General features: G+C 36.6%; 21 protein-coding genes. 6 read left to right on the forward strand and 15 right to left on the reverse strand.

Going from position 1 to position 26,271, the window contains the following annotated elements:
• Nucleotides 1-328: 328 nt before the first annotated feature.
• Both AC6F34_RS10780 and AC6F34_RS10785 read right to left on the reverse strand, forming a co-directional pair.
• Complete coding sequence (locus tag AC6F34_RS10780) at nt 329-1,930, reverse strand: ABC transporter permease (RefSeq protein ID WP_500771920.1); 1,602 nt, start codon at nt 1,928-1,930, stop codon at nt 329-331.
• Entirely contained in the window at nt 1,930-2,829 is a 900-nt protein-coding gene (locus AC6F34_RS10785) for an ABC transporter ATP-binding protein (RefSeq protein ID WP_500771922.1), read from the reverse strand. Before AC6F34_RS10785 ends, AC6F34_RS10780 begins: the two co-directional genes overlap by 1 nt.
• 148 nt (nt 2,830-2,977) lie before the next feature.
• Here AC6F34_RS10785 and AC6F34_RS10790 point away from each other — a divergent pair, with 148 nt between their 5' ends.
• Entirely contained in the window at nt 2,978-3,574 is a 597-nt protein-coding gene (locus tag AC6F34_RS10790; protein ID WP_500771924.1) for a TetR/AcrR family transcriptional regulator, read from the forward strand.
• A gap of 86 nt (nt 3,575-3,660) precedes the next feature.
• On the opposite strand, the gene AC6F34_RS10795 is transcribed toward AC6F34_RS10790, so the two are convergent.
• Nucleotides 3,661-5,115, reverse strand: a complete 1,455-nt coding sequence (locus AC6F34_RS10795; protein WP_500771926.1) for an amidase — start codon at nt 5,113-5,115, stop codon at nt 3,661-3,663.
• A gap of 107 nt (nt 5,116-5,222) precedes the next feature.
• Between AC6F34_RS10795 and AC6F34_RS10800 the strand changes: the two genes are divergently transcribed.
• Nucleotides 5,223-5,963 (forward strand): response regulator transcription factor, encoded by a 741-nt coding sequence (locus AC6F34_RS10800; RefSeq protein WP_500771928.1) that lies wholly within the window; start codon nt 5,223-5,225, stop codon nt 5,961-5,963.
• A gap of 378 nt (nt 5,964-6,341) precedes the next feature.
• Here AC6F34_RS10800 and AC6F34_RS10805 read toward each other — a convergent pair whose 3' ends face one another.
• Nucleotides 6,342-8,018: an FAD-dependent oxidoreductase gene (locus tag AC6F34_RS10805; protein WP_500771930.1), complete on the reverse strand. Its 1,677-nt coding sequence runs from the start codon at nt 8,016-8,018 to the stop codon at nt 6,342-6,344.
• Nucleotides 8,019-8,244: 226 nt separating this feature from the next.
• On the opposite strand from AC6F34_RS10805, the gene AC6F34_RS10810 reads away from it, so the two are divergent.
• Nucleotides 8,245-8,796 (forward strand): TetR/AcrR family transcriptional regulator, encoded by a 552-nt coding sequence (locus AC6F34_RS10810; protein WP_500771932.1) that lies wholly within the window; start codon nt 8,245-8,247, stop codon nt 8,794-8,796.
• Nucleotides 8,797-8,862: 66 nt separating this feature from the next.
• Here AC6F34_RS10810 and AC6F34_RS10815 read toward each other — a convergent pair whose 3' ends face one another.
• A complete protein-coding gene (locus tag AC6F34_RS10815) occupies nt 8,863-9,663 on the reverse strand; it encodes an SDR family NAD(P)-dependent oxidoreductase (protein ID WP_500771934.1) in 801 nt (266 codons plus the stop codon).
• A 182-nt stretch (nt 9,664-9,845) separates the two neighbouring features.
• Between AC6F34_RS10815 and AC6F34_RS10820 the strand changes: the two genes are divergently transcribed.
• Nucleotides 9,846-10,421 carry a TetR/AcrR family transcriptional regulator gene (locus AC6F34_RS10820; RefSeq protein WP_500771936.1) on the forward strand — a complete coding sequence of 192 codons (576 nt, stop codon included), beginning with the start codon at nt 9,846-9,848 and terminating at the stop codon, nt 10,419-10,421.
• A gap of 326 nt (nt 10,422-10,747) precedes the next feature.
• Here AC6F34_RS10820 and AC6F34_RS10825 read toward each other — a convergent pair whose 3' ends face one another.
• The 4 genes from AC6F34_RS10825 to AC6F34_RS10840 all read right to left on the reverse strand — a co-directional run bounded on the left by AC6F34_RS10825 (nt 10,748) and on the right by AC6F34_RS10840 (nt 13,468).
• On the reverse strand, nt 10,748-11,017 hold the full coding sequence (locus tag AC6F34_RS10825; RefSeq protein ID WP_500771938.1) for a GNAT family N-acetyltransferase: 270 nt from the start codon (nt 11,015-11,017) through the stop codon (nt 10,748-10,750).
• A gap of 596 nt (nt 11,018-11,613) precedes the next feature.
• A complete protein-coding gene (locus AC6F34_RS10830) occupies nt 11,614-12,351 on the reverse strand; it encodes a hypothetical protein (RefSeq protein ID WP_500771940.1) in 738 nt (245 codons plus the stop codon).
• Nucleotides 12,344-13,057: a hypothetical protein gene (locus AC6F34_RS10835; RefSeq protein ID WP_500771942.1), complete on the reverse strand. Its 714-nt coding sequence runs from the start codon at nt 13,055-13,057 to the stop codon at nt 12,344-12,346. Before AC6F34_RS10835 ends, AC6F34_RS10830 begins: the two co-directional genes overlap by 8 nt.
• A 198-nt stretch (nt 13,058-13,255) precedes the next feature.
• On the reverse strand, nt 13,256-13,468 hold the full coding sequence (locus AC6F34_RS10840) for a hypothetical protein (RefSeq protein ID WP_500771944.1): 213 nt from the start codon (nt 13,466-13,468) through the stop codon (nt 13,256-13,258).
• A 183-nt stretch (nt 13,469-13,651) separates the two neighbouring features.
• Between AC6F34_RS10840 and AC6F34_RS10845 the strand changes: the two genes are divergently transcribed.
• The gene (locus AC6F34_RS10845; RefSeq protein WP_500771946.1) at nt 13,652-14,470 is read left to right on the forward strand and encodes a polysaccharide deacetylase family protein; all 819 of its coding nucleotides are present in this window, start codon (nt 13,652-13,654) and stop codon (nt 14,468-14,470) included.
• Between the two features lie 129 nt (nt 14,471-14,599).
• Here AC6F34_RS10845 and AC6F34_RS10850 read toward each other — a convergent pair whose 3' ends face one another.
• The 3 genes from AC6F34_RS10850 to AC6F34_RS10860 all read right to left on the reverse strand — a co-directional run bounded on the left by AC6F34_RS10850 (nt 14,600) and on the right by AC6F34_RS10860 (nt 20,074).
• A complete protein-coding gene (locus AC6F34_RS10850) occupies nt 14,600-16,651 on the reverse strand; it encodes a DUF4179 domain-containing protein (protein WP_500771948.1) in 2,052 nt (683 codons plus the stop codon).
• Between the two features lie 307 nt (nt 16,652-16,958).
• Complete coding sequence (locus tag AC6F34_RS10855) at nt 16,959-17,810, reverse strand: AraC family transcriptional regulator (RefSeq protein WP_500771950.1); 852 nt, start codon at nt 17,808-17,810, stop codon at nt 16,959-16,961.
• 209 nt (nt 17,811-18,019) lie between these two features.
• Nucleotides 18,020-20,074, reverse strand: coding sequence for a DUF4179 domain-containing protein (locus tag AC6F34_RS10860; protein WP_500771952.1), 2,055 nt, complete (start codon nt 20,072-20,074; stop codon nt 18,020-18,022).
• A 172-nt stretch (nt 20,075-20,246) separates the two neighbouring features.
• Between AC6F34_RS10860 and AC6F34_RS10865 the strand changes: the two genes are divergently transcribed.
• Nucleotides 20,247-20,684: a cell wall hydrolase gene (locus AC6F34_RS10865; RefSeq protein WP_500771954.1), complete on the forward strand. Its 438-nt coding sequence runs from the start codon at nt 20,247-20,249 to the stop codon at nt 20,682-20,684.
• A gap of 70 nt (nt 20,685-20,754) precedes the next feature.
• On the opposite strand, the gene AC6F34_RS10870 is transcribed toward AC6F34_RS10865, so the two are convergent.
• The 3 genes from AC6F34_RS10870 to AC6F34_RS10880 form a co-directional block, all read right to left on the reverse strand.
• The gene (locus AC6F34_RS10870; RefSeq protein ID WP_500771956.1) at nt 20,755-21,387 is read right to left on the reverse strand and encodes a TasA family protein; all 633 of its coding nucleotides are present in this window, start codon (nt 21,385-21,387) and stop codon (nt 20,755-20,757) included.
• 143 nt (nt 21,388-21,530) lie between these two features.
• Complete coding sequence (sipW, locus tag AC6F34_RS10875) at nt 21,531-22,109, reverse strand: signal peptidase I SipW (protein ID WP_500771958.1); 579 nt, start codon at nt 22,107-22,109, stop codon at nt 21,531-21,533.
• A gap of 312 nt (nt 22,110-22,421) precedes the next feature.
• Nucleotides 22,422-26,078: a S8 family serine peptidase gene (locus AC6F34_RS10880; RefSeq protein WP_500771959.1), complete on the reverse strand. Its 3,657-nt coding sequence runs from the start codon at nt 26,076-26,078 to the stop codon at nt 22,422-22,424.
• Between the last annotated feature and the right edge of the window lie 193 nt (nt 26,079-26,271).

The raw sequence follows: 26,271 nt of genomic DNA on the forward strand, positions 1-26,271 counted from the left end.
TTCCCATCCTATATCATACAAATTTATCATACCATTTCAAAATCAAGTCAGCATAGTATAGAGATAAGAAAAACGTAAGTACCTGCATATCGACGTGCCAACAACTCACATCGTTGCATTTCACAACCTGTGAGTCTAAAAGCTATAGCAAAAGCCCGCAAGATCTATTGTATCTCGCGGGCTTTTGCTAGATCAAAGAACCGATAGTCCCTTAAGCTAGACAATGAAAAGTAATGTAAATCTTCAATTTCTTAGATGTAAAAATTCTTGTCTTCCTTATCTTTTTAAAAAGGCTTAGGTGCTTTTAAACTACTAGTCTCTAAAACAATTACCCTAATAGATCCCTTTTTCGAAACAAAAGAAAACCAGAAATCATTAATACAGCAGCAAGGAAAACAATGAAGCCTAACATAGAATAAGATATTTCATCGATTGGAACTTGTGGTATATGTGCAAAAATAGATAGTATATTAAACCAATTTGGAAATTCTAAAATTGGACCTAAATATAGAATGATAAAGCAAAATACTAGATATCCCCACACGACAATGCTCAAGTTTGGTTGCAACCCAAAAATGAGGATTGCTGCCCCAATGACAAGTGCAATGGCTGGCATATACACAAATGTAGCTTCTACAAGTTTTAGGAAAGACATCGATTCTTCTATAATTGGCTTTCCTGTCGCCCAAATGCCGACAGTAATACAGATTAAGAAGAATACGCTACTAAGTAAAGCAAGAATCGTGTACCCTCCTAGAAAGCGATAACGAGAAATAGATCGACTAAACATAAGTTCAGTACGGTTGTTTTGTTCTTCACCTTTTAACCCAAAGGCAATGATTATAACTGGAATAGCCGCAATTAAAATCATAATCTCAATCATGAGTGCGATAAATGCCTCTACAACTCCACTGTCTTCTTGTATAAATGCTTGCATGACCTCTAGCTCACTAAGATAAGAATCCAATTCTCCTAAAATTGAACCGAATGTCACACTAAGTAAAAACAATGCGATTCCCCACGACAAGATTTGTGTTTTTTGTTGATTGTAACTAAAACCTATTTGTGTTTTCAAAAAAGGTGATGCACTGGCTTTGCCTTCTCTCTCTGAAAATATTCCTGCACCTAAATCTCTCCTCAAATGAATGGTAAAAGCAATACAGCCAATACATATAATGAAAAGAATAAAAAATAGAACTGGCCACCAGTGATTATCCATAAAAACGGAAGATGCTACTGTCCATCCTAATGGTGAAAAATAGGAAAGTACTTCAACACTGACAGCCCCAATTGCTCGAATCAGGTAGCTTCCAATTAAACAAAAAAATGAAAACCCCAATGCTCCACGCGATGTTTGAAAGAGCTGTGACCCAAGAAGTGTTAAGGCACCAAAGGCCATGCCTGTTCCCCCTAGTAATAGTGCATATAAGAAGGAAGACATAAATTCCATTCCCTCTATTCCTACTGCTGCTAGACCAAAACTAATTCCAATAATCAGAATGAGATTAGAGATCAGCATTACAATTACACCTGCTGCAATATATGCTCCTCTCCCTACTGGCAATGAACCGATTAACTCCGTTCTTCCTAGCTCTTCGTCTTTTTTCGTAAACTGAACGATGAAGAGAATGTTCATAATAGCTACTGCAATCGCAGAAAATAGCAACATATCATGAGCAAATATTGGCCCAATTCCAAAGGACGTTTCTGGTGAAACTTCGTACCCACCTCCAAGCATTGCCTTCATTGCTGGGTTTTCCATTGTGTATAGAAAAGCAAGCATTGCTTCTTCATCCGGATAAATAGCGGGATAACTATATGCAACTGAGACAGTAATCAAAATAAGTGCTAGTAGCCAACTAAACAGCTTGAACCGATGCTGCCTAAATATAAATTTGCTTAATTGGGACGTACCATGAAAGACAGACATTACTCCCCCCTCCCAATTTCCGGGGATTTATAGTAGTTCATAAATAAATCTTCTAGCGTCGCACTCTGTGTCTCAATATGATTCACTTCAAAATTACTGATGTATTTCAACACATCTCCTAAATGTTTCTGATCAACTTGCATGGTATAGTTACCATCCAACTCTTCCACATCATAAACACCTTCTAAACTTTGAAGAGTAACAATTGGTTTTTCCGTTTGGACGGTTAGTTTATTTCTAGTCAAATGTCTAAGATCCCTAAGCGAACCCGTTTCGATGATTTCCCCTTGACGAATGATGGAGACACGATCACATAGCTTTTCTACTTCAGATAAAATATGACTCGACAAAAGCACTGTTTTCCCCTGATCTTTTACCTCTTGCACACACTCTTGAAAAACCTGTTCCATTAGAGGATCTAGTCCAGAAGTCGGTTCATCTAAAATGAACAAGTCTACATCTGAAGCAAAGGCAGAGATCAATGCAACTTTTTGACGGTTTCCTTTTGAATACGTACGACACTTCTTGGTCGGATCGAACGAAAATCGTTGTATTAGTTCTTCTCTCTTGCGATTATTTCCTCCCTCTTTAAGCTTTAGGAAAAGATCAATGACTTCTCCCCCAGTCAAATTTGGCCATAAATGAACGTCACCGGGCACATACGAGAGCTTTTTATGAATATCAACCGATGCTTTCCAAGCATCTTTGCCAAAAATCCTTGTCTCTCCCGATGATGCTTTTAAAAGTCCAAGCAAGATGCGAATCGTAGTTGATTTACCAGCACCGTTAGGGCCAATAAATCCAAAGACCTCCCCATGACCTAGCTCTAAATTCATATCATTTAAGACTGTATTCTTCCCAAATCTTTTTGAAAGGTTCTTTATCTCAACTGTCTTCATTTCATCATCTCCCTTTAAATTTATGAAATTTATTTATACTTATATTTCATATTATACATAAATTTCGTCAATATTCTAGTCTAAAAGACCATTTTCCGATTGTGGTCCTGCTTTTTTTTCATTAAACTATAGAATGAGGTGAACCAATATGAACGGCTTTGAACGAAGAAAAGAACTTAAAAAAATTAATATTATTGAAGCAGCCTTAAAGCTATTCATGACATATGGTACTCAAAAGGTGTCCATTGCAGAAATTGCGAAGGAAGCTAATGTTTCTCAAGTAACAATCTATAATTATTTTGAAAGCAAAGACAATCTAACCAAAACCGTTTTTCAATATTATGTAAACTCGATATGGGATGAACAAAGGGAGCTTCTTAAACGGGACATTCCATTCAAGGAAAAACTCTATCAGCTTACATTCGATAAAAATTCGTATGCTCAAAAAATGAGCAATGCTTTTTTTGAAGAGTTTATGCTCGACTATTCTTCTGGAAAAAGTTATGTAGAAAAGATTTATATTGAAGAAGGGCTTCCACTTCTAATGGAGCTGTTTGAAGAAGGAAAAAGACAAGGGCAAATCGACCCTACCCTTTCTAATGAATCGATCTTACTTTATTTACAAATGTTTAGTGAGTTTATGAAAAAGCCAGAAATCGCTCCTACTTTGCTCCCATATACAGAAGAGTTAACAAAGCTGTTCTTTTATGGGATTACTGGTGAGAAAAACAAGAAAGACAATTGATTTCTTAGGCATTTTTTTATCTAATGTAAAAAGGCAAATACTCGTCTTAATTGACAGGTATTTGCCTTTTTAATTTGATCTTTATTCTATTTTTTTATAAGATTTGATGCATGAATAGTTGGTTTTCGATCTTTCCACGGCAATGCCCCTTCTAATTGTACTGCTAATTGGAGCAATGTCCCTTCATCAGCAAATCTCCCCGTAAATTGCATTCCTATCGGTAGCCCGCTTTTACTCATTTTTAATGGCAATGAGATCGACGGTTGACCAGTTGCATTAAATAAATTTGTAAATGGAGCATATGTAAATATTTGCTCCGTCCACTGTTTTGCATCAATTGTAGGATTATTTGCATTTAAAAACCCAATCTTTGCTGGCAATGACGCGAGAGTAGGGGTTAACAGGACATCATATTCTGTAAAGAAATGCCCAACTTGTCTAGAGACTGACCCATTTGTTTCAATTGCATCTAACAATTCAGAAGCCTTCATTTGTTGTCCATATAAGTAACACTGCCAAATTGCTGCTTCTACATTTTCTTCGGATGGAACTCTCCCAGTCAATTGCGCCGCTCCATTTATCATTTTGTAAATATTTGCTGTCCATATTCGTAATGTAGCCAAACTGAACGGCTCAACATCATATTTTGGTGCATCTTCAATCACTGTATGCCCAAGATCCTTACAAAGCTGTACCGTTTCATGCAATGCTTTTATGCATTCATGATCAACAGGTACTCCCGATGCTGGTACGTGTGTCCAAGCTATTTTTAATGGTTTAGTCTGTTTTTCAATTAATCGATTATACTCTTCTTTTGGAGACTCAGGCGATCCGTAACACCCAACGTCTTGACCACTCACTACGTCAAGTAGAAATGCAGTGTCTCGAACTGTTTTCGTCAAAGCAAATTCGACTGCGATCCCGTTTAGCGGCTCGCTATTAAATGGTCCTGCTGGTATTCTACCTCTAGTTGGCTTTAATCCTACTAGCCCACTACAAGATGCGGGGATTCTTATTGACCCTCCTCCATCATTAGCATGAGCTACAGGAACAATTCCCGCCGCAATAGATGCTGCTGATCCACCACTTGAACCACCTGGGCTATGCTGTAGGTTCCAGGGGTTTCGTGTCGGTCCATATAAAAGTGCTTCTGTTGCTGCATTGTAACCAAATTCAGGCGTTGTTGTAGTTCCGACTGTTACAAATCCTGCCTTTCTAAACCTAGCCATTAATTCACTATCTATGGGAAAAACAGCATCTTTTGACAATCTACTTCCCATGCTAGAAGGAACATTCTTAGCGTGGAGGACAAGTTCTTTTATTAAGAAAGGTACTCCTTGAAATGGTCCGTCATGTAACCCTGCATTAATTTCACTTAATGCCTCTTCTTCTAATATTTGAACAATAGAATTCAGATCAGGATTCAATGAATTCATTGCATCGATAGACAGCCGAACAAGTTCCTCTGGTTTCACCTCTTTCTTTTTAACTAATTCCGCGAGTGCCAATCCGTCTAAATTAGAAAATTCAGATATTTTCATTGATATTCCTCCTCTTTTCTTCTATTGTAAAGTTAAATATCGTTTTTTCTATTACCCATAAGGATAATATTCTTATAGGTAGAAAATCTTTTTCTAGGGGGATTTAAGTGCAACTATCTAAAGTAGAGTATAACGATGTACTTAATGCCATCGAAGAATTAGCAAAAAAACAATTAAAAATTGGAATAGAAGATTACCGAAAAGAAGTCCTCCAAGTTTTAAACTTTTTAGGATATCATATGTCTTTATTTTGGATCGCAGATCAGAATAACGCTCTTAAAGATCCAATTGCTTATAATATCGAAGCTGACTCGCTTCAGGAATACCTTCAAAATTATCAAAAGGATGATTTTCTTCATCCACGTAATCTACTATTGAGTAAGCAGGTTCAAAGAATAAATGACGTCGTCCCTTTTTCACAATTTATTCTATCCACCTACTACCTCTCCTTTATGAAAAAATATAATGTTGGTGACGAGATGGCAATCTATTTAAAATTTAACGAAGAGATAGTTGGTGTAATTGGACTATTACGTTCTTTAAAAGAAGAGAGATTTTCACCAAAGGATAGTATAAAACTTAACATTCTTGTAAAACAAATTGAAAGCGGTTTCATAAAACAACTTATATTCATTAAAAATAATGATCGAACACAAACCAACTTAACAAAACGCGAGTGTGAACTACTCCATTACCTTGAAAAAGGACTAAAAAATCGAGAAATTGCTAAAGAACTATATGTTAGTGAAAATACTGTAAAAAAGCATTTACAAAATTTATATAGAAAACTTGGCACGGGTAATAGAACTGAATTATTGTATAAAGTAAAATCGTCAAAGAGATTTTGAAGAATCTTGTTCAATTATTCTACTTATCATTCTTTGAATCAATACATTAGGGCGCCCGCCTTTTAAAGGAACACCGACTAAGAGCGCCACATCCATGTGGCAACTCACGTCTGACTCACGTCGTATGAGCCTCAAGCACAAGACAAAGACCGAAGGAAATCCTGTATCTTGCGGGCTTTGGCTTGTGACCTCGAGCCGATGGCGCCTGGAGACTAGACAATTCTCTAACTTTAAAAAGTTATACTTTCTTACCTCGTCAAATAAACCACTCCTTCATAGAGATCAACAATGCCTCTAGAAGGAGTGGTCTTCATCTAGGTACGTGTTTACTTCCCAACTTCCGAACGATGCGCATCCACATGATTGAAATGTTTCTTATTATACGAGGTCAAGCGTTTGAGGTTTAGTAATGTCTTCAATATTTTCCATTACATGATTTGCTGCGATATAGCCAAAGACCGTTGTTGGGCCTAATGTTGATCCTGGTCCTGGATATACTCGCCCCATGACTGATGCTGAACAATTGCCTGTCGCGTATAAGCCTATTACTGGTTTTCCATTTTGAAGTGCTTGACCGTATTCATTTGCCACAATGCCACCCTTTGTTCCTAAGTCACCAGGATAAATCTTACAAGCGTAGAAAGGTCCTTTTTCTATTTTACCTAGGTTTGGATTGTTATAAGTTGGATCTCCATAATAATTATCATACACAGAGTCACCACGTCTAAAATCCACATCTACCCCTTTTTCCGCATAAAGGTTAAATCTCTCAATCTGTTCTATGAAACCTTTTTGAGGTATCCAACATTTATCTGCTAATTCTATAAGTGTGTCTGCTTTTATTAGGAAACCGCTTTCAATTGCTTCCTTCGGCGTCATTCTTGGCAACATACTCCCAAATAAATATTTATTTCGATGTCTACTCTCCATAATCATCCATGAATGAATCGCTTTCCCATTCTTTTCTTGCCTTTCTAATATCGCATGACCAGCATCTGTATAGGATTGAGACTCATTGAAATACCTTTCTCCGGTTTGATCTACTATGATACTGTGAGGCATCGAACGCTCGTGCACTAGGAACTTTCTTGCCCCATTCCAATCAATTGCTGTCGGCCCCCACCATGCATCATCTAGCAATGCAGTATCAAGACTATACTTCTCTGCAATTGGCATTAAATCGCCTGTGTTATCAGGATTTCCTGCTGTCCATGAAGTACCGACATTGTGGTATTTCAATCTTAATTCTTCATTTCTCTCAAACCCCCCCATTGCAAGGATGACAGCCTTGCTTTTAATGGAATAGGTTGATCCATTACTCTCAACTTCAATGCCTACAACACGTTCCTCTTCAAACACGAGATCCGTTAATGAAGTCGATAACTTCAATTTTGCACCTTCATCCACTGCGATCTTCAATAATCGTCCAACTAGGCCAGCTCCGATTGAAATCGCGTGAGCACCTTTCATCTTATATTTAAAGCCGTTTAAAAACATCCCCACAACTGTGTTAAAATCCTTAGCATTTGTAAATGCTTTAGGCAATGATGCTACTTTCCCTGAATATAATGGAATTGGCGCCTCAATTTCTCCAACACGAAGTGACTTTTCTAATTCCCCTAATAAACGCGCATCAAAGATTTCTCCTTCGATGGAACGGCCAACCTTTCCTCCTGGTCGTTCAGGATAATAATCTGGATATTTTATACCAGCGACCCATTCCATTCCTAAATCAGATAAGTATTTCACCATTTTATGTCCATTTTTGACATATGCAACTTTTCTTTCATCTGTTGAAGAAGGACCTTTATCTTCTATAACATCTCTCATATATGTCAGTGCTTCTTCTTCACTATCTTCTAAGCCAGCTTCTTTTGAGATATGATTATTCGGGATCCATAGCCCACCACCTGAAAGTGCAGAAGAACCACCCCAACTCTCACCCTTTTCGATAATCAAGGTGTTTAAACCTTGATTTGCAGCAGTTATTGCGGCCACTAGACCACCTGCACCGCTCCCGACAACGACCACATCATATTCTTCTTTCCAACTCATCATAACCCCTCCATCATCATGTATAATCTCTCCTTATTTATCTCAGTACCAAAGCACACATACACAAAGCGTTCATCATGATGGGAGCATTCATTTTTTCGTGTTATGATAATGTATGTGTTTAACTAGTAAATTGAATATTCAGAATAAATAAGGTATTTTTATTATACAGTTGTATAATAAAAATGTCATTATATTTCATTAAACAATGATGGAGGAGCGGCCTATGAATGAACAAGACTTGCGAGTCATACGGACTAAGCAAAGCTTGCACAATGCCTTATTAACCTTACTTGGGGATAAACCATTGGAGAAAATCTCAATATCAGAACTGTGCCGAACGTCCGAGATTACAAGGAGAACGTTTTATTTACACTATGAAAGCATAGCTGATTTTTTTGAAACATTTATAGAAGAATTACTACTTGATTTAGAAACGTCATTAAAGGAGTCAAAACGTTTTCGATTACATTCAGTGGAAGCTTTGGAACCAACATTAATTCGTTTATTCACACATGTCCACAATCACAAGGAGTTTTATCGTTTCATATTTAATAAAGCCTCTGTTTTTGCATATTATGATATGTTCTATTCTAGAATTAAGACAATTGTTCAAGATTCTATGATGAAAATTGATCCCCCTTATGAAACAACAGATTTTGAAGTAGCGTATCAAGCAAATGCCATATTAGGTATCATAATCGAATGGAACGATCAACAATACAAACAGTCTATTGAAGAGATGAATCGGATTTTACTTAAAAGTCTAAGAATTTAAAACAATCTTCTACTCTTAACATTGTAATAAAAGAAGGCAGGATAAAAATCTCCCCTGCCTCCTTCTTTAGTTTTTCATTTTATCGGCAATAATGCTTGCTGCCTTCTTAGGATTTAGACGATACAGCTTATCAAGTAGCTTTGAATCTTTACCAGCCAATACGCGGTATTCATCATTTTCCATGCCATCGATAATGATTTCTGCTGCGGCTTTTGGTGTTAATAGCTTCTTCATATCTTCAGCACTTGCTTCTTTCTTTGCTCCTCTTTCAGCACCAGAATTTTTCGTAATATCTGTGCCAACTCCACCAGGAAAAACAACGGTCACTTTCACATTTGTATCTTTCAACTCAGAATGTAATCCCTCTGTTAATAATTTTACTGCGGCTTTTGAGGCTCCATAGATCGACTGTCCAGGAACTGGTAAGAATCCACCCATGCTTGAAATATTCGTGATATGTCCAATTGGTCTTAACAATAAATGCGGCAAGAATGATTTAACCATAAATAACGTTCCATAGAAGTTAATGTCCATCACTAATTTTATCTTCTCATAATCTAGCTCGTTAACTTTAACGAACGGTTGAATAATTCCAGCGTTATTAATGATTCCATCAACAGCACCATGGAATTCAATGACGTCCTCTGGAAGTGCTTCAACAGCTTCACGATCGGTTAAATTAACTGCGTGAATGGAGATTTTATCTTTGTTTTCTCCAGCAGCCTGTACAGTCGCTTCTAATGCTGCCTGATTGATATCAACTGCAGCAACTCCCCTTGCACCTTTGTTTAAAAGGGTTAATACAAGCTCACGACCAATACCTCCACCTGCACCAGTGACGACTATAACTTTATCGCGTATCTCCACTATTTATCCCCCTAGATACATTTTTAATGAACAAATGTTTATTATCTTACTCTCTATACAGTATAATAAGGATTATTAAGCAGGCATTCAATCGACATTTTTTTGGTAGATGTTCAATAACGTACATCCATCAATGCTTCATTGAATTTCAAATAGAAATTATACAAATGAGGGGATTTATGTTGACTAAAAATCTAACGAACGATCGTAGAGTCTCAAAGTCTAAACGGGCATTAAAAGAATCCTTACTCTTGTTAATGCAGGAAAGGGAGTTTAAAGCAATTACGGTTAAAGAGCTCGTTGAAGCAGCAGATTTAAATCGGGGCACATTTTATAAGCATTATCAATACAAAGAAGACATTCTCGAAGAAATCATAGATGATGTAATTGTTGATTTAATTAGCTCATATCGTGAACCTTATATAAATAAACAGCCATTTAAAATTGAACAGCTTACATCCCAAGCTGTCTTGATTTTCAATCATGTAGAAAAGTTTTCAATCTTTTATTCGCTTATTGTTTCAACAAATGTATTAATTGGATTTCAACAAAAATTCTGCTCGATTGTGAAAAAGCTTGTATTACAAGACTTAACTGGCTATTTCCCACTAGACCATATCGACCCTGAGCTGATAGCTAGTTATCACGCCTATGCAATATACGGGTTAATTATTGAGTGGGTACATGGCGATTATAAGTATAGTAGCGACTATATGGCCAAACAATTAATTGCTATTATCCAAGTAAATCGCACATAAAAAGCTGTTCAATGATGAACAGCTTACGCTGTAGAGAAACAATTAAAACTTGTTTGCCTACGGTCATTTTTGTTTAAATGAATGAAACTGATTATCTCTCCTAAGGTGAAGCTTTTCCCCGGGCATGGCATGAGCCGTATCGTCACTATCGCGATGCTTCAGTCTCACCTGCCACGCTTTCCCGGGAGGACAAGGAATACCTCTGTTACAATGTATCGCACGCAGAAAATACAGAGCATTTTTAAGGAGTTCTTGTCACTTGCACCAATCAAATTAGTTTGTACTTTATTCAGAAGTTCCTCATTTTCTACCTTCGGTAAAAAGCTTTAGAGCATGTCTTTATAATCATTATTGCGTTCAAATTCTGCTTTGACGAATGGACAGAGTGGGACTATTTTTTTCCCTTGCTTTCTCATATCTTCGACTACAGATCTTACAAGCGTACTGGCAATATTCTTCTCTCTCAATGATTCATGAACATATGTGTGATCGATCACGACACGATTTTCTTCTGTCGGAACAAATGTAACCTCAGCAATCATTTCTTTATTATCATCATAAATCACATGTCGTCTATCTTCTTTTATAATATTCATCGATTTATTCTCCCTTCAGGATAAATTGCAATGCTCCACATTCAGTTGTATGTTAGTATCACTATACCCTCTCACCCTTTTCTAAACACTTCTCTTCACTTAAAACAATGAAGAAAATCCATTTATGCAATGATCATGTGTGTGACATCATCGCTAGCAATAAAGAACAACTCTTGTCATGCTATGAAAATTTTAATGATTGAATCTTAAACTACGACCTCGAGAAGCTCGACATAAACATGAAGAAATAATTCTACGATATAGTCTGACCGTGATTAAGATTCTACCTATCAATTACAAGAAAAAGAGCATTAATCTCTAATGCTTAGCACAGAAAAACTACTTCACAAAGGGACTTTGGGACTGTGGGGCTTTGAGACTTTAGATAAAGTCAATTTCTAACTTTTTCTACATGTTTTTAAGAGGACGAGAAACCCACAGACTGCCATGAAAACGCTCGTCAGACTAGGCGTACAGTCAATTGAAGACCCGAATAGAACACACTGTTCATGAGCTGACTTTGATGCCATCTACGTATGCCTCTGTTTGTCGGGCAGTCTAAAAAACCCCTTTACAAAGGGGCTGTTGCACAACCATTATTTTGTTCTATCTAATGTATCATCCGTAACTGTACTGATGTAATCGAATTTTAGATTTTCTCGATTGGATGAAAAGCGATTATTGATCGAGTTTTCTAAAATTGGACGATTTCCTTTGCCATCGTCCATTCTTTCACCAAAAAATATAATGCTATGACTAAATGAAAATGGCTCCATCCAAGACTTAGAAGCAATATTCTCTACACTATTCATAATAGCAGTCCAGGAGCTCGGCAAAACTGCTACACCATATGTGCTTTGCTTCAAGGTTTGATGTATGAATTGTTGCGCGGCAGGCTGATAATATTCATCATTTCCTGTTACACGATAATTTCTTTCAATAATCATATATAAATCAAATGTTGAAATGCTATCTTTCGGGTGAAAGTTCCAAACGAAATGATAAGATGTAGGATCTTTCGGATCTACCATCCACAGTTTTGGATAGACTGAAGTATCAATTGCACCTACTTTCCATTCCGAATCTTTCCATATCCAATAACTTAATCCATAATGATCTGACTCTGAGATAAAAGGTACAAACACATTCCGCTCATCTATATAAATAGCATCTAGTATTTTATCTACCGATACTTCCGGAAATATTTCATAAATGAGTTCTATTCGTTTTTCCTCAGAAGGAAATTCAGATGGCTCCGGATTTTTCAAGAAAAGAATAACGGCACTAATGATCATTAAAACAATTCCAGTGTATGCTATCATTTTTTTATTCAATCGTCCGTACCTCGTTCAATATAGATTCTTCAACCTTAAAGTAATACGACCTTTTTTCTGTATTGATTAAGAGTCCCTTTCCGTCTCTCTCTATATAAATGTTCTGGTTAATTCCGCTTCCCCATTTAGGCTGAGTATTCGCTAATAAATATGGAAAGCGTTCTCTACTCTCATCAGAATCTTGATACGAAAAAGCTTCTCTATGCCAATGATCGTTTATAATCTCTTCTTTTTTCGCATCATTTATTTGCTGCATAAGTAATTGCTTATCAAAATCAATATCTTCTACATTTTGTATTAGCTTAATTATGTATGCACCTTCTACATCAGCTACAAATGTTCCAGCTTCATCCGTTGGATAAATAAAGTAAAAGATTACGAATAGTAGTATCTTAACTACTAAAAAGATATAATTGCCTACAAAACCTAACCATGCATACTTTCGAAACCTCTCCCAACGTCTATTCTTTCGTTTCAAAATGAGAGCCAACAACCATACTCCAAGAGGTAATATAGCTAATTGAAAAAGTCCATCGGCGATTTGCCAATTGATTGAAAAAGAAAATAATCCTATAAATAATACGATTAAGACTTTCCATATCTTTATCTTCACACCATCTTTTAAATAAATTCCTCTTGCTAAGAAAAGAATGATTGCCCAACCAATGGTGCTTTCTAGTATAGGTACTAGATTAAATGTATTCATTTTTATCTCCTATTCTATTAATTCATTCCATCTAATTGTAACTCCACTTTCATTATATTGGAATATATTCCTATAATTCGGTATAAGAAGTGGTCTGCTCTACGAGTTGATAGGTTCATTTATACAACAGGAAAAACCCCTACACAGAGGGGCTACCGTTCTTCCCATTTAGCATATTCTCTTACATTATGTAATGAATCAATCTACAACTCTTGCTACTTTTGAATTGCACTCCTTGCAAAAACCTTCCAAGACCACCCCAGATTCCCCAGGCGTAATTGTATACTGCTTCATCTTAACTTCGCCAACACATACTGCACAAAAAACATGCTGCACAATACGTTTTCGTAAATCCTCTGGCAGTGCCATCCATTGTTTTGCTGCTTCCATTGTAAAAACCCCTTTTTCCAAATCATCTCTCACCTAATCAATGCTTATACCCTAAGTTGAATCGACCTAAACACAAATCAAAAAAATGGTCGAATATAGGAAGTTAAATATGCTCAATAAAAGCTTTTCTCCCTCTTTCATTCGTATAAACTGGAAGATTTTAAGAACACTAAAAGGAATGCATTAAATTAAGGAGTGAAATGTATGAATAAATTACTGTTTAGTATAGCCTGCTTTTTCGTTTTACTGTTCTCCTTTCATCAAATCGGAGAACTTTCAGTGTATGCAGAAGGTGAAATAACTTGGTCATGGAGTAATTTTTGGAAGAAGAAAGAAAATCATGATACGAGACAGCAGCCTGTCGATTTAAATACATTGCAACAAATGTTCCCTAATTCATTCTTTAACGAAGGAACAACAAATGAGCGAAGAATTGCGTTAACATTTGATGATGGACCAGATCCAATCTACTCGAATCAAATTTTAGATGTACTTAGTGATTACAACATACGAGCAACGTTCTTTTTACTAGGTTCAAGGGCAAATACATACCCTGATGTTGTACAACGTATGTATACTGAAGGTCATGTAATCGGAAATCATACATATACGCACCCAAACCTTGTTCAATCTGACATGCAAGCAGTTGAGAATGAAATTACGGTTACAGAGCAAGCCATACAAAATATCATTGGCATTCAGCCACGACTATTCCGACCGCCATATGGATTTTTAAATGAAGAAGTAACTGAAAAAATTATCAACATGAACTATGACATTATTGGTTGGTCAGTCGATTCTATGGATTGGCAGGAGGAAGCACCTACTGTCATTTCGTCTAGAGTCATCAACGCAACTGAACCTGGCTCGATAATCCTTATGCATGATGGGACAGACTGGAATCAAGGTGGAGACCGTACAAACACAGTAGAAGCACTAAAATTACTTATCCCGGCACTCCAACAACAAGGCTATCAATTCGTAACCGTACCAGAATTATTAAACATTCCTGCAACGGAATAAAGAAAGAAGACAAAGTTGATGACTTTGTCTTCCAGTTTTTAATTATACCAAAATCCTTAAAAATGTCTGGAAACGCTTATCAAACAATTGTATAGAACCTTAAGATATGTGAGCGTACTATTACATTCTCTATTGTTGTTTTATATCCAATCTTATTAGTTCATCTAAGAATATTGAATATTCGTAGTTTGAAGCGCTAATTTGTTTTAAGGTATCATCGCCTTCTACAAGAAAAAGTGTGATTGATTTCATCATAGTCTTAAAATATTTATTCATATTTTGATCAAAATCAAATTGTTCTCGTTCGAAAATGTTTCCATCGCTGTCAACGATTACATCTTCAATAGAATACCCTTGGTGATTCGGATGCGAACCATCTTCATTTAATAGACTGAGATAAAATGAATCGTACCCACGATTCAGATAATCTTCATTGCTAAAAATGTATTCAATGCTCCCATTCCTTTTTATTTTATCAATCTTTTGTTCACTTCCAGCATATTCGAACGTTTGTGGAAAACCCATTGAATCATCAATGATATAGCTCATATCTTCCATAACTGTAAAGTGAGCATGTGTTAAATGTGCATCAACCTGTTCTGGCACTTCATCAAATAATGGCGCAAATATTATACTAAAGCGATTAGCATCCCCAAATGAAAACCTGTCTCCATAATAATCATTGTATCGATCAATTTCATAAGTTAAACCGTTCACCTTTACGGAGTCAAATAAAACAGAAGTTAATCCTTTATTTATTTCGTTATCCGTTACTCGATAAGCTAAAACAGTCCCTGTCGGTGCAGCTATTAGCTGTTCAAATTGAAGGCTAACTCCTTCAATCTGAATGGACTGATCTACTGCATATTCTAGAGAAGGTTCTTTTATAACAGGAATTTCAAAATTCCACTCTCCGAGTTTATAGTTTACTTCGAAGTTTGGATTCAATTCTCCGTTATCCAAAAGATAATTGTCCCATTGCTCCAACTTTGTAATCGATAGTTCAATCACACCTTCTTCTACTTTTATTGGAAGAAGCCTAATTTGTCCGTGAAAAACGTTATCATTTTCTTGATTAGCAGCTAATTCATAGTTAGGAGGACTGTAAATATGCTGATAATAATCAAACATGACATCATAGTAATTACGGACATTCACTTCATCAAGGTGATATTGGTTGTCTTCATTTGTGTCTTCAATTTCATAAAAGAGAAGTGTTTGCAGGTCATCGGCAATAACACTCTTAATCGTGATTTTTATTCCTTCACTCTCCGCAACTAAGTTTAGTCGCTCTGCTACTCCTTGCTTTTGATAAACAACAAGTTCTTCATCCGGCTCAGTTAGAGAATAATAAAGATCGTGAAAGAAACCAGTTACAAAACCAATCGTAAGTAAGGCAACGAATCCCGCCGTTATGCTTCCAGCGATTTTTATTCGCTTCTTTTTCTTACGTAACTTGTGCCGCTCTAATTCATCTAATCGATCTCTTACATTTTCCATGACTCGAACTGAGCTGTTATCATCATTCGTTAAATCAGTAAGTGTAAGGAATGATGAGACAGCCTCCTGAAAAGAACTCAAATCAGCTTGACAGGCAAGACAATGATATACATGCGTTTCAAACGCTATTTTCTCTGAGCGAAACATTGTACGATTTAGAAAATCGATATAAAGAGGATGAAACTCTATACAACCAGAAAATGATTCATCATTACGAAGAGATTGAATCCCAGTAAACAATCCTTCTTTTACCTTCTCTACTGTAAGATTTAGAATCTGTGCAACTTCCTCATCTGAAAGCTTTAATGCATAGGTTAAGACCAAAACTTCCTTCTCTAGCAACGGCAAGTTGTTCATCGCTGCCTCTAAACCGAAAGATGGGCCAGTAGTTTCTATCTTTCTCTTTATCTCACCTTGTGCTAACACTTCCTTGCAAGTCTTAATAAAAGCGGCTACTATCCAAACTATAAACGATTCCTCACTCTTATACAGTCTCCGCTCCTTGTGTACATTTAGGATCGCCTTATAAAAAACTTCTTCAAGCTGCTCATCATCTTGTAGATAAACACGCCCAATTACATATAATGATTGCTTATGCACTTCGAACCAATCGATAATTTGCCTAATCTCATTCTGCCCCACTGCAATGAGTGAAAACGGCTCAATTCTCTCTTGAAACATATAAAAATCCCCACTTTTTGCGAAACTTTCTTAAAAAATTTGAAATATATTCTATTTTATCATTTACGTTGTGAAAAAAATTAAATATACAAATATTTAGCTCAGAATGTTGACACATGCTCGCATTACGTCGTTGTTCCGCGCAGAAGTTCTCTCATGATCTAAAAGTTTTACTCAGAGCTTCACTAAGGCTGCATATCAAGTCAGATAAACGTTTTCAATCCATTATGAGGGGGATGTGATGTGATTAAAAGCATCTAAAAAACATGTAAACAAAGTCGATATTCAACTTTGTCTATACTCTAATTTAATCCTTTATTATCTTAATCGGTATCCATATCTCACTAATTTGACTAGCACTTGCCAAGATTTCTGGACCTTCTTCAAGTTCATACGAAGAGGATGGCAACCATTCCGTATAAATTCTCTGCCACTGTTCTTCGACCTTTTCCCAATCCCCTATTACTTCGAAAATCGCCCAAGTTAAAGGTGGGACTTGTAGAGTAGAAGTGCCCTTTATTTCTTCCTTTGTTGTAATAGCTCCAATATATTGATCAAACGTTGCTTTTCCATCCTTATTCTCCACATAATTAGTTGAAGCATGGATGATACCAGAAGGCTCTTCGTTCGAAAGTAATTCTAAATCCTTCATCATTGTTTCACTTATATTCTCGATCATATCTTCATATGTGGGAAAAAGAATTTCATCGACCATTTCTACATGATACCTTACTCCGATCACTTTGAATTCACCTTTTTTAATCATGCGATATTTCATCTCTGTTCCTCCTTTAATTGTGAGTTGAAAGGATAATCTCGGATATGATTTCAAACTCTGATCGCTTTTCCTTACATGCGAAGGCATAACACCATGATAGTTTTGAAAAGCTCTTGAAAAAGAATCAGGGGAATGATATCCGAATTTTAGCGCTACATCAATTACCTTTGCACTTGGATTCAACAGTTCCGTAGCAGCCAAGCTTAAACGCCTCCTACGAATATAATCTGAAATAGGCATTCCCGCTAAAATGGTAAAAAGCCTCTTAAAATGAAACTCAGAACAATAAGCTCGCCTTGCAACCTCTTTAAAATCAATTGAACCACTTAAATTTTCTTCAATATAGTTTAAAGCATCATTCATCCCATTGATCATATCCAACCACTCCTTTCTCACATTAGAGTATCAGGATAAAACGACTTTTTCCCTACTTTTCCTGCTCAACTTCGTCGGTTTAAAACATTGTTTCAATGAATTCAGTTATTTACACTTATAGTCTTTGTTAAACTCAACAAAAAAAGGCAGTGAATCATTATCTGCCCTAGAATTATGAATACGATTAAATTTATACAAGCTTCTCTATCTTAAGGCTAATCGTTCAAAACCTTTAACTTTATAACATCATCTAGGAATATTGTTGAAGAGTAGCCTCTAATAATAAGTTCACCTAGTTCAGTTTCGACCTCTCCGTCCCCTTCAATCCACAGGTCCATTTCTGTAAATACGTATCTCGGAAAATCCATCACTTCCATATTTGGTGTATATGCAAAATTCACATCTTCATTCCCATCTCGATCGATGAATATTCCTTCTTCTGAACTTGATAATCCAGTATAGCCAATATCTAGACGGTTATAATCGATGGCGAGCGAATCAAAAGCACGATTAGTTGTACCATCATTACTAAGTTTGAGATGTAAAGATTCCCCATCTATTACTTTGTCTAATGTCAAATGACTGTCAGCATACTCAAACACAGTTGGATACTGATCAATACTCTTTAAGTCTATGATAAATGTATCCTCAATGAAATAATTTGCAAACGCTAACTGCACTTCTATATTCTTCGATACCTGTCCTAATATGGGAGTAAAGGCTGCTTGATGACTATTACCGATATTACCCAAATAAGCTCCACCATACCAGTCTGCCTTCAATGTTTCATTATTCACTTCCATTTTACTAAACAAAAGCGTATCCATTCGATTCATTTCAGTTCCAGTATCAATTGTATAAGTCAAAAATGTTGCTGTAGGAGTTGTGATCAGCTTCTCAAAGTGGATTGCAGTATTGTCCATTTCAAATTCTGTATCTAGCACAAATTCGTTTCTTGGATGTTTATATACAGGGATTTCAAAATTCCAACTTCCACGCTTTACCTCTAATTGATTATAATTTACAAAAGTGCCCACACTATTTATCCCACCTGAAATTTTATCTACTTGATTAATCCTTAGATCTAAAGTTGTTTGATCCTTTACTATCGGCTCAAGACTAATTTTCCCATGAAATATATTTGATTCGTCTTTAGTAGAAGCTGATTCATATTGTGGATATGTATGTCGATAATAATAAGGATTCATGAATTCTGATGAATTCTCAATCCATATCCCATTCCCATCACCATTTAACATATATTGATTGTCTCCACTTATATCTTCAATTTCGTAAAATACTAGCGTTTGAGTTTCATCGGCTACGACACTTTTTATTGTTACTTTCACTCCATCATCTTCTGCTACTAGATTTAATTGTTCTGCAAACTGATGCTTATAATAAGCTGCTAGCTCTGGATCTTCCTCAATCCATGTATAAAAGAGATTAGAAAACACCCCTGTTACGAGTCCAATTCCTATAAACAGTGTTAGAACACTCGCAATTCCAGCTCCTATTCGAAGTCTTTTTTTATTTCTCTGCTGCTTTTGTTTTTCGATAGTAATAAGCTTATCTCTAATGGAAGCAAAAATACTTTTCAAATTAGAGTGTTCTTCTAGTTCCTTCGATAGGCGCGTTAACTGAAGCATAACCTGCTGAAATGTTTCTAGATCCTCCTGACAGGAACGGCAATGATAAAGATGCTTTTCGAATTCAATTTTGTCCGCGCGATTCATCTTCTTATGTAGGTAATCTACATAATGCTGATGATATTCTTTGCAGCCACTAAAATTTGATCCACCGCTTAATTCTTTTCTAAGGGACTCTATCCCTTTAAAGATACGCTCCTTTACTTCAATGTTCGGAACGTTTAGAAGTTCTGAAATCTCTTTACGTGAGAACTCCATTACATATGTAAAAACAATAGCTTCTTTTAACTGTAGAGGCAAAGTATGAATCGTTTCTATGATTGGATTAGACGAATGAATAGGCTGTTCCGCATGGTTCACCATTAATTCTTTACAATTTTTTAAATATAGAGACGTTACCCATGTATGAAACGGTTGATCGTGTTTAAATCTTGGTAACTCATTATACACTTTTAAAATCGTTTCATAGAATGCCTCTTCTAATTGGCTCTCACTTGAAATATAAACACGACCAAGCGTATAAAAGACATTCTTATGTAGATCAAACCAATCGATAATTGGCACGATTCCTTTTTCTCTCACGGCCACCAGTGCAACCGGCTTAACTTTTTCTAGAATCATACGAACTCCCCACTTTTTCCACTTCTTTATGTAGTTATTTTCTTTATTTTATCATTTGTTTCCTTAATTTTGCAGAAGATTTCTAAAACGAATTTCATTTAAAGCTCTTGTGAAATGGAATAGTAAACATGAATGCCATTCACATTCATACAATGATAAAGAGGTGGTTATGATGGCAAGGATCAATTATCGAAGTTCAGACGTTGACCTAATGGCGCGGATGATGCGAGCTGAAGCTGAGGGAGAAGGTAAAATGGGCATGCTATTTGTTGGCAATGTCATTGTAAATCGAGCTATAGCAGATTGCCTAGACTTCAATGATGTAAGGACAATTCCACAAGTACTTTATCAAGTTCAAGGAGGAAATTATTCCTTTGAAGCCGTCCAAAAAGGAAACTTATTTTATAACCGTGCAAGAACTGCTGAAAAGACACTAGCAGAAAAGAATCTTAAATATTGGCGAGAACATCCAAGCAAATATGCTCTTTGGTATTTCAATCCATATGCCCCATGCCCTCCAACATGGTATGGTCAACCTTTTACTGGTCAATTCAAAAATCACTGTTTCTACGAGCCTCAACCTGGAACATGTGATAGCGTGTATGTGTGAACAAAAAATAGCCTCAAAAGGAGCTACTTTCATGTCCTTTTGAGGCAGTTTTTTTATAAATCAATCATTATTACAAATCTTCACCATCTGTTTGATATGCAGTAAATGTCCATTTCAGTTCAAGAGTATCTCCTTGAAATTCATTTTGATCCTCACCGTTATCAACAAACTCAAAAGCAACATACATTTCATCACTAGTACCTGCTTTTAAGCCACTTTCCTCTCCATTCATATCAAAGAACCATGTAATCCAATGCTGTACATTCTCAACAGCATCAGGAGTCATATGCTGAAGATCGTATAAAGTTGTTTCAGCAATAATATCATTGTAATCATCAATTAACCAACCATCGCCTGTCTTATCGACATTCTCAAGGAATAATACTTTAATATGCTTACCAAAATCTTCTGTATTATCTCCTTTGACATCAATTACGCTGTATTCTGTCGTTAAATCGATTTTAGAAATATCTAAAGTACCATTGTTCGCCAATGTGAATTCATTAAACATTCTATCCCCTGGCTTGATATTAGCTACATCCAAAATAACGGATGGATTAATAGCCAAATCCAATGTTCCTGCTGCAAATGTTGCATTTGCTACTTCTGTGTCACTAAAATATGCATAAGTTCCTCCACCTACTAACGCCAACCCTAAAGCTACTGACGCAATTCCCATTCCTGCTTTCTTCTTAAGACTCATTTCTTTTCCCTCCCTTACCCTTTTTGGGTATGTAATTATTTTATTTTGATCCTTGTATAACAAGGAGACCAAACAAGATTAGCTACCTTTTTGAATAACAGTGTATGTCCTCATTGAAGAATTGGAGGATGCCTATAAATAAATTAAACTATCTTTTCTTTAACATTTTCATCTTTTGTTTTTTGGTCAATTTCTCTTAGTACCTGCATAGCCATAACACTTCCATATATAAGTAGGAGTACACCAGGTACGATGAGAAGTAGTGCGCTTCCTTCTTTTGATTGAGCAAAGGTGATAAAATACCCTATGTATGGGACTGTAAAGCCTGAGTAAACTGCTCTAACATTCTCTGAAAAAACAAGATCCTTGTCCGGACTATTATTGTTGTCACCTTTTGTTTCGTACATCACATGTTCCCCACTCATTTTTGTTTCGACAATTCTGTGGGTAATGATTTTTTGTTGGCTGTCGACAAAAGTGATCACATCTCCTACTTTCAAATTTTTTGTGCCCACCTCATCAACAGGCTTGACCATGATCATCGATCCTGTAAGAAACGTTGGTTCCATTGAACCTGACAAAACACTCATTAATTTATATCCCAAAACTTGAGGTTCACCACCAGCAGCTTTTGAGGAGATCACTAAAGCTGCCGAGAGAATTAAAATCATAAATAAAACAGCGGTAATAAAATGACTGATCATTCTACCTAATTTTTTCAATTTTCGAATCCTCCTCCACATATTCACAACACATTCCGTTCTTTTTAACGAACTAATTAATTCAATTATAATTCATATTTACTAGATTAGGAAGTATCAAAATATTATAAAAACTAGATATAATAGAATGTTTACTAGTAATATCTCTATTTTTCTTCAAATTACGTATCTTTAAATAAATTATTAATTATGTATAACAGAAAAAAAACAACAATTCTCTATCAAGAACAATTATAGATCTTACATGCTTATTATTTTGAAACATGAAGAAGAGTTAGCAACTTCATGCGAACTCTTCTTCATCCTGTTTATTTAACGAGTAGGTACACCTCTAGGTGGTCTAGTATCATCATTTTTAGAAATTGCAATCGTGATTTGTACAGAGTTTTCACCGTAAGTAGCAGTCACTACTGTAATTCCGGCTTTCTTCCCTAAGATTACTCCCTCTGTTACTGATGCAATCTCTTCATTGGCTACATGATAAGTTGCATTAGCCGTCACATCTTCTACTGTTGTATTTCCACCAATTGTTGTTACTTCTAAAATTTTCACACTCTCAGTAGCACCCTCTCTAATAAGGAGTTGCTCATTATCAGCCTTTAAGCTAACAACTTTATCCTGATCTTCTCCTTCTACTACATTCACCGCTACTGTTACAGAATGATCACCGTAAGAAATCGTAACAGTCGTCTCACCTACAGATTTAGCTGTGATTACACCAGCTTGCGCAGATGCAATTGCTTCATCAGCTACTGTATATGTTGCATCTTCCGTTACATCCTCTTCAATAATTTGATCACCATTCTTCGTTGTTTGCGTGACTACTACAGTTGCAGATTGACCTTCTTCAATTGTTAATTCTGATTGGTCTACAGATAAACTAACTTCTACTTCTCTTTCCACTTCAAATACAGTCTCACCTTTGTTTCCAGCAGCATCATTTACGATAACTTTCACTGAATCTGCCTCTTGTGTCAAATCAATCTCAAATGAGCCATCTTGATCTAATGTGAATGGTACTGGACTACCCGCGTTTCCATTGCTAGTGATCACATAAGATGCGCTAAGCTTTGAGTTTAGTTCATAATCTAGTCCATAGCCCGCTAGGACATCATTATAATCAATATATTTATCTGTTACCTGACCTGTCAGTTTACCTGCTGTAACATCACCTGCAATTGCAGGACTAGTTGATTTAACAACAATAGGACCAACATAATCACCGATCACGCCAGTGGTTGTCTGTGCAGTATAGTCAATCGTGTATAGTCCATCAGGAATTTGGGCAAGGCCGCTACCTCCCCATGGTGTATACTGACCAGCAATTCTTAATTGATAGGATCCTGCACCAAGAGAAGCTCCTGCATGTAAATAACCGATATAGCCATCTCCATACTCTCCACCATCTGGATTTTCAATATCCCAAATTTCAAGGTAATTTGTTAAGACATTCCCTGTTAATGTAAAGTAAAGCATCGCTTCATCCTTCACACCGTCACCATTAAACGATAGATCTGTTTCAGTAATCCTCATATCTCTAATTTGTGTTCCAACTACATTACTGAAGTCTGCTGCAAATGGCAAGGAAACATGATTCTGACCACCGTTTATATTGATATAGCCTAAAAATTCATCGCCAGCTTTTGTCCCAGTGTTTCTTGATGCTGTTAAAGTTACTGTTACGAGTTCTTCACCATTTGGTGCTAATGTAAAGGAAGACTTGTCTACGGTTAGTTGTGCATCTGCAAATGTCTTTGTAGCATTTACACTCACATTGAAATTGCCACCTGCTCCTTTCAAATCCTTGACCAGGATTTGCTTAGAGACAGATATATTTTGATCGAGCTTTTGCGGACCAAAAGTAACGGTACCTTTCAAGTTCGGTACAACCTCACCGCTTTCATCAAGTACGGCTTCATCGAGGGCATATGCAAGTACGTTTGGAAATACTGCTGCATATGCATCTACACGTCCAGCACCTTGTGAAAACACATCATACTTAGTTGTATCAAGAATTTTTGCCGTATTAGAAAGCGCGACTTTTACATCAAATGCATCCCATTCTGGATTTGCTTGTTTGACAAGTGCAGCAATTCCTGCGATATGTGGTGTTGCCATTGATGTTCCAGTAGCACGATCATATGATTCTTCAAAACTAGCATCTGGGAAATCCCATTTATATGCAGGAATTGAAGACATAATATTCGTTCCTGGTGCTGTTACATCTGGTTTAATGTCAAAGTTTGGAGTTGAAGGCCCGCGCGAACTTGAACTATTAACCTCATCACCTTCAGTTGTAGTTGAAGTAAAGCTTTGGAATGTAACTGTACCAGTTCCAGTTCTTAGTGCATTACGAATAGCCGTTCCATCTGTTACGGACATATCAATTGTAGGGATAAAAGAGAATGAATCACTTAAAAATACATCAGATACCCCAGGGGCATTCGAACCACCTGAGAAGTTATGAATGATCGCTGCAACTGCACCATTTGCCTTTGCATTGGCAATTTTATCAACGAACGCAATTTCTCCACGAGCGATAAGAGCTACCTTTCCTTCAACATTAATTCCATTATAGTCGGCTAAGTTTCCAACACCCGGAACGGCAATAATTTCAAATTCGCCGGCTAATTGATTGTCTAAATCTTGTCCAAATGTTGTACCCATAAACTTTAATACATTCGAATAATGGTAGTCTTCACCAACACGAACCGTTACTTCACCGCTGTGAATAATTTCAGGATTTGTCGTATTTCCAACTGCAATTCCAAGGCGAGCTGTAGCCGGTGTTCCCATTGTACCTCGATTCGGTCCTGAGTTCCCTGTAGCAAGTACAGAAATGACACCTGCCATCGTTGCATTGTTAATCGCATATGAGCCTGCATCTGTCTCAGTGTTTGAACCACCACCAAGTGAAAGGTTTATTACATCCATTTCCTCGTTTACTGCATGCTCAATTGCAGAAACAATTCCGGAAGTAGAACCGCTTCCATATGCACCAAGTACACGGTATGCGTATAGGTCAATTTCCGGTGCAATTCCTTTCACTCCGTATTCATTTGCACCAATTGCTGCAATTGTTCCTGCAACATGTGTACCGTGATCCGTATAAAATGCTCTTCCGTTAGCATTAAATTCTGGTTGGTTCGCTGGACGGTCTTTCGGTGATGTTTCTCTAGCATCATCAGCAGCACGTTCACGTGCATACGTTGAGCTATGTGGAATAAAGTTCTTCCCACCTTTATAGATTCCTTCAAATTCTGGGTGATCTGGATCAATTCCAGTATCAAGGACAGCTACTTTAATTCCTTGACCTTTGTAACCCTCTTCCCAAATCTGCTCAATTCCTAAGAAAGGGATACTTGTGTTCATTGCCGCATCATAATCAACTATTTTTTCTAAATCTGAAGAGGCATCAACTGGCTTTTGATCATTTAACGCATGAACAATTGCATCTGGTTCAACTAATGTCACGCCTGTAATATCAAGGAGCTTCTTCAAATCTGAAGCCTTTACTTTTGCCGCAAAACCGTTGAGTACGGTATTGTATGAAAAGCCCTTTTCAAAACTAATGCCTTTAATTCTCATTTCTCGATCTACTGTTGCTTGTTGTCTATTCACCTTCGAGCGAATTTCTGAGATTTTAGCATTTGAAAGAGGTTTGCCTGTTAATTTACCAATCCCTTGCTCTAAAGCTACTGGATTTTCGGATAAGTGGATGATTACTGGCACTTCTTTATTGCCAGATACATCTTGTAAATCTTTGTGAAGCTTCGCTAAACCTTCTCTAGCCTCAAGCTGCTCAGCAACTGCGGCTTTTAACTGCAGATTTTTTTCACTTTGCTGCTGTTGTTTTAATTCATTAAGTACTGTGCTTTGAGATGTTGCTGATACTGGCAAGACAATTGAAACTACCATTAAAAAAGCTAGAAAACTACTAAAAAGTCTTGTAAACTTTCTTTTTCTCAATTTACTTTCCTCCCCTACTCACTATGATTTAATGAATCTACACACCTATCAAAAGTACTAAGATGTATATATCCTCTCAAGTTAGTATGCAGTTTAGCGTTTTCCATTGCTGGCCTTTTAATTCAGTGAATAGATAATCCGAATAAAAATGCTGCGCCCTCCTTTGGTAGTATTTTGGCTATTCTACTTCTAC

The organism is Niallia sp. CD-39 (assembly GCF_059874745.1).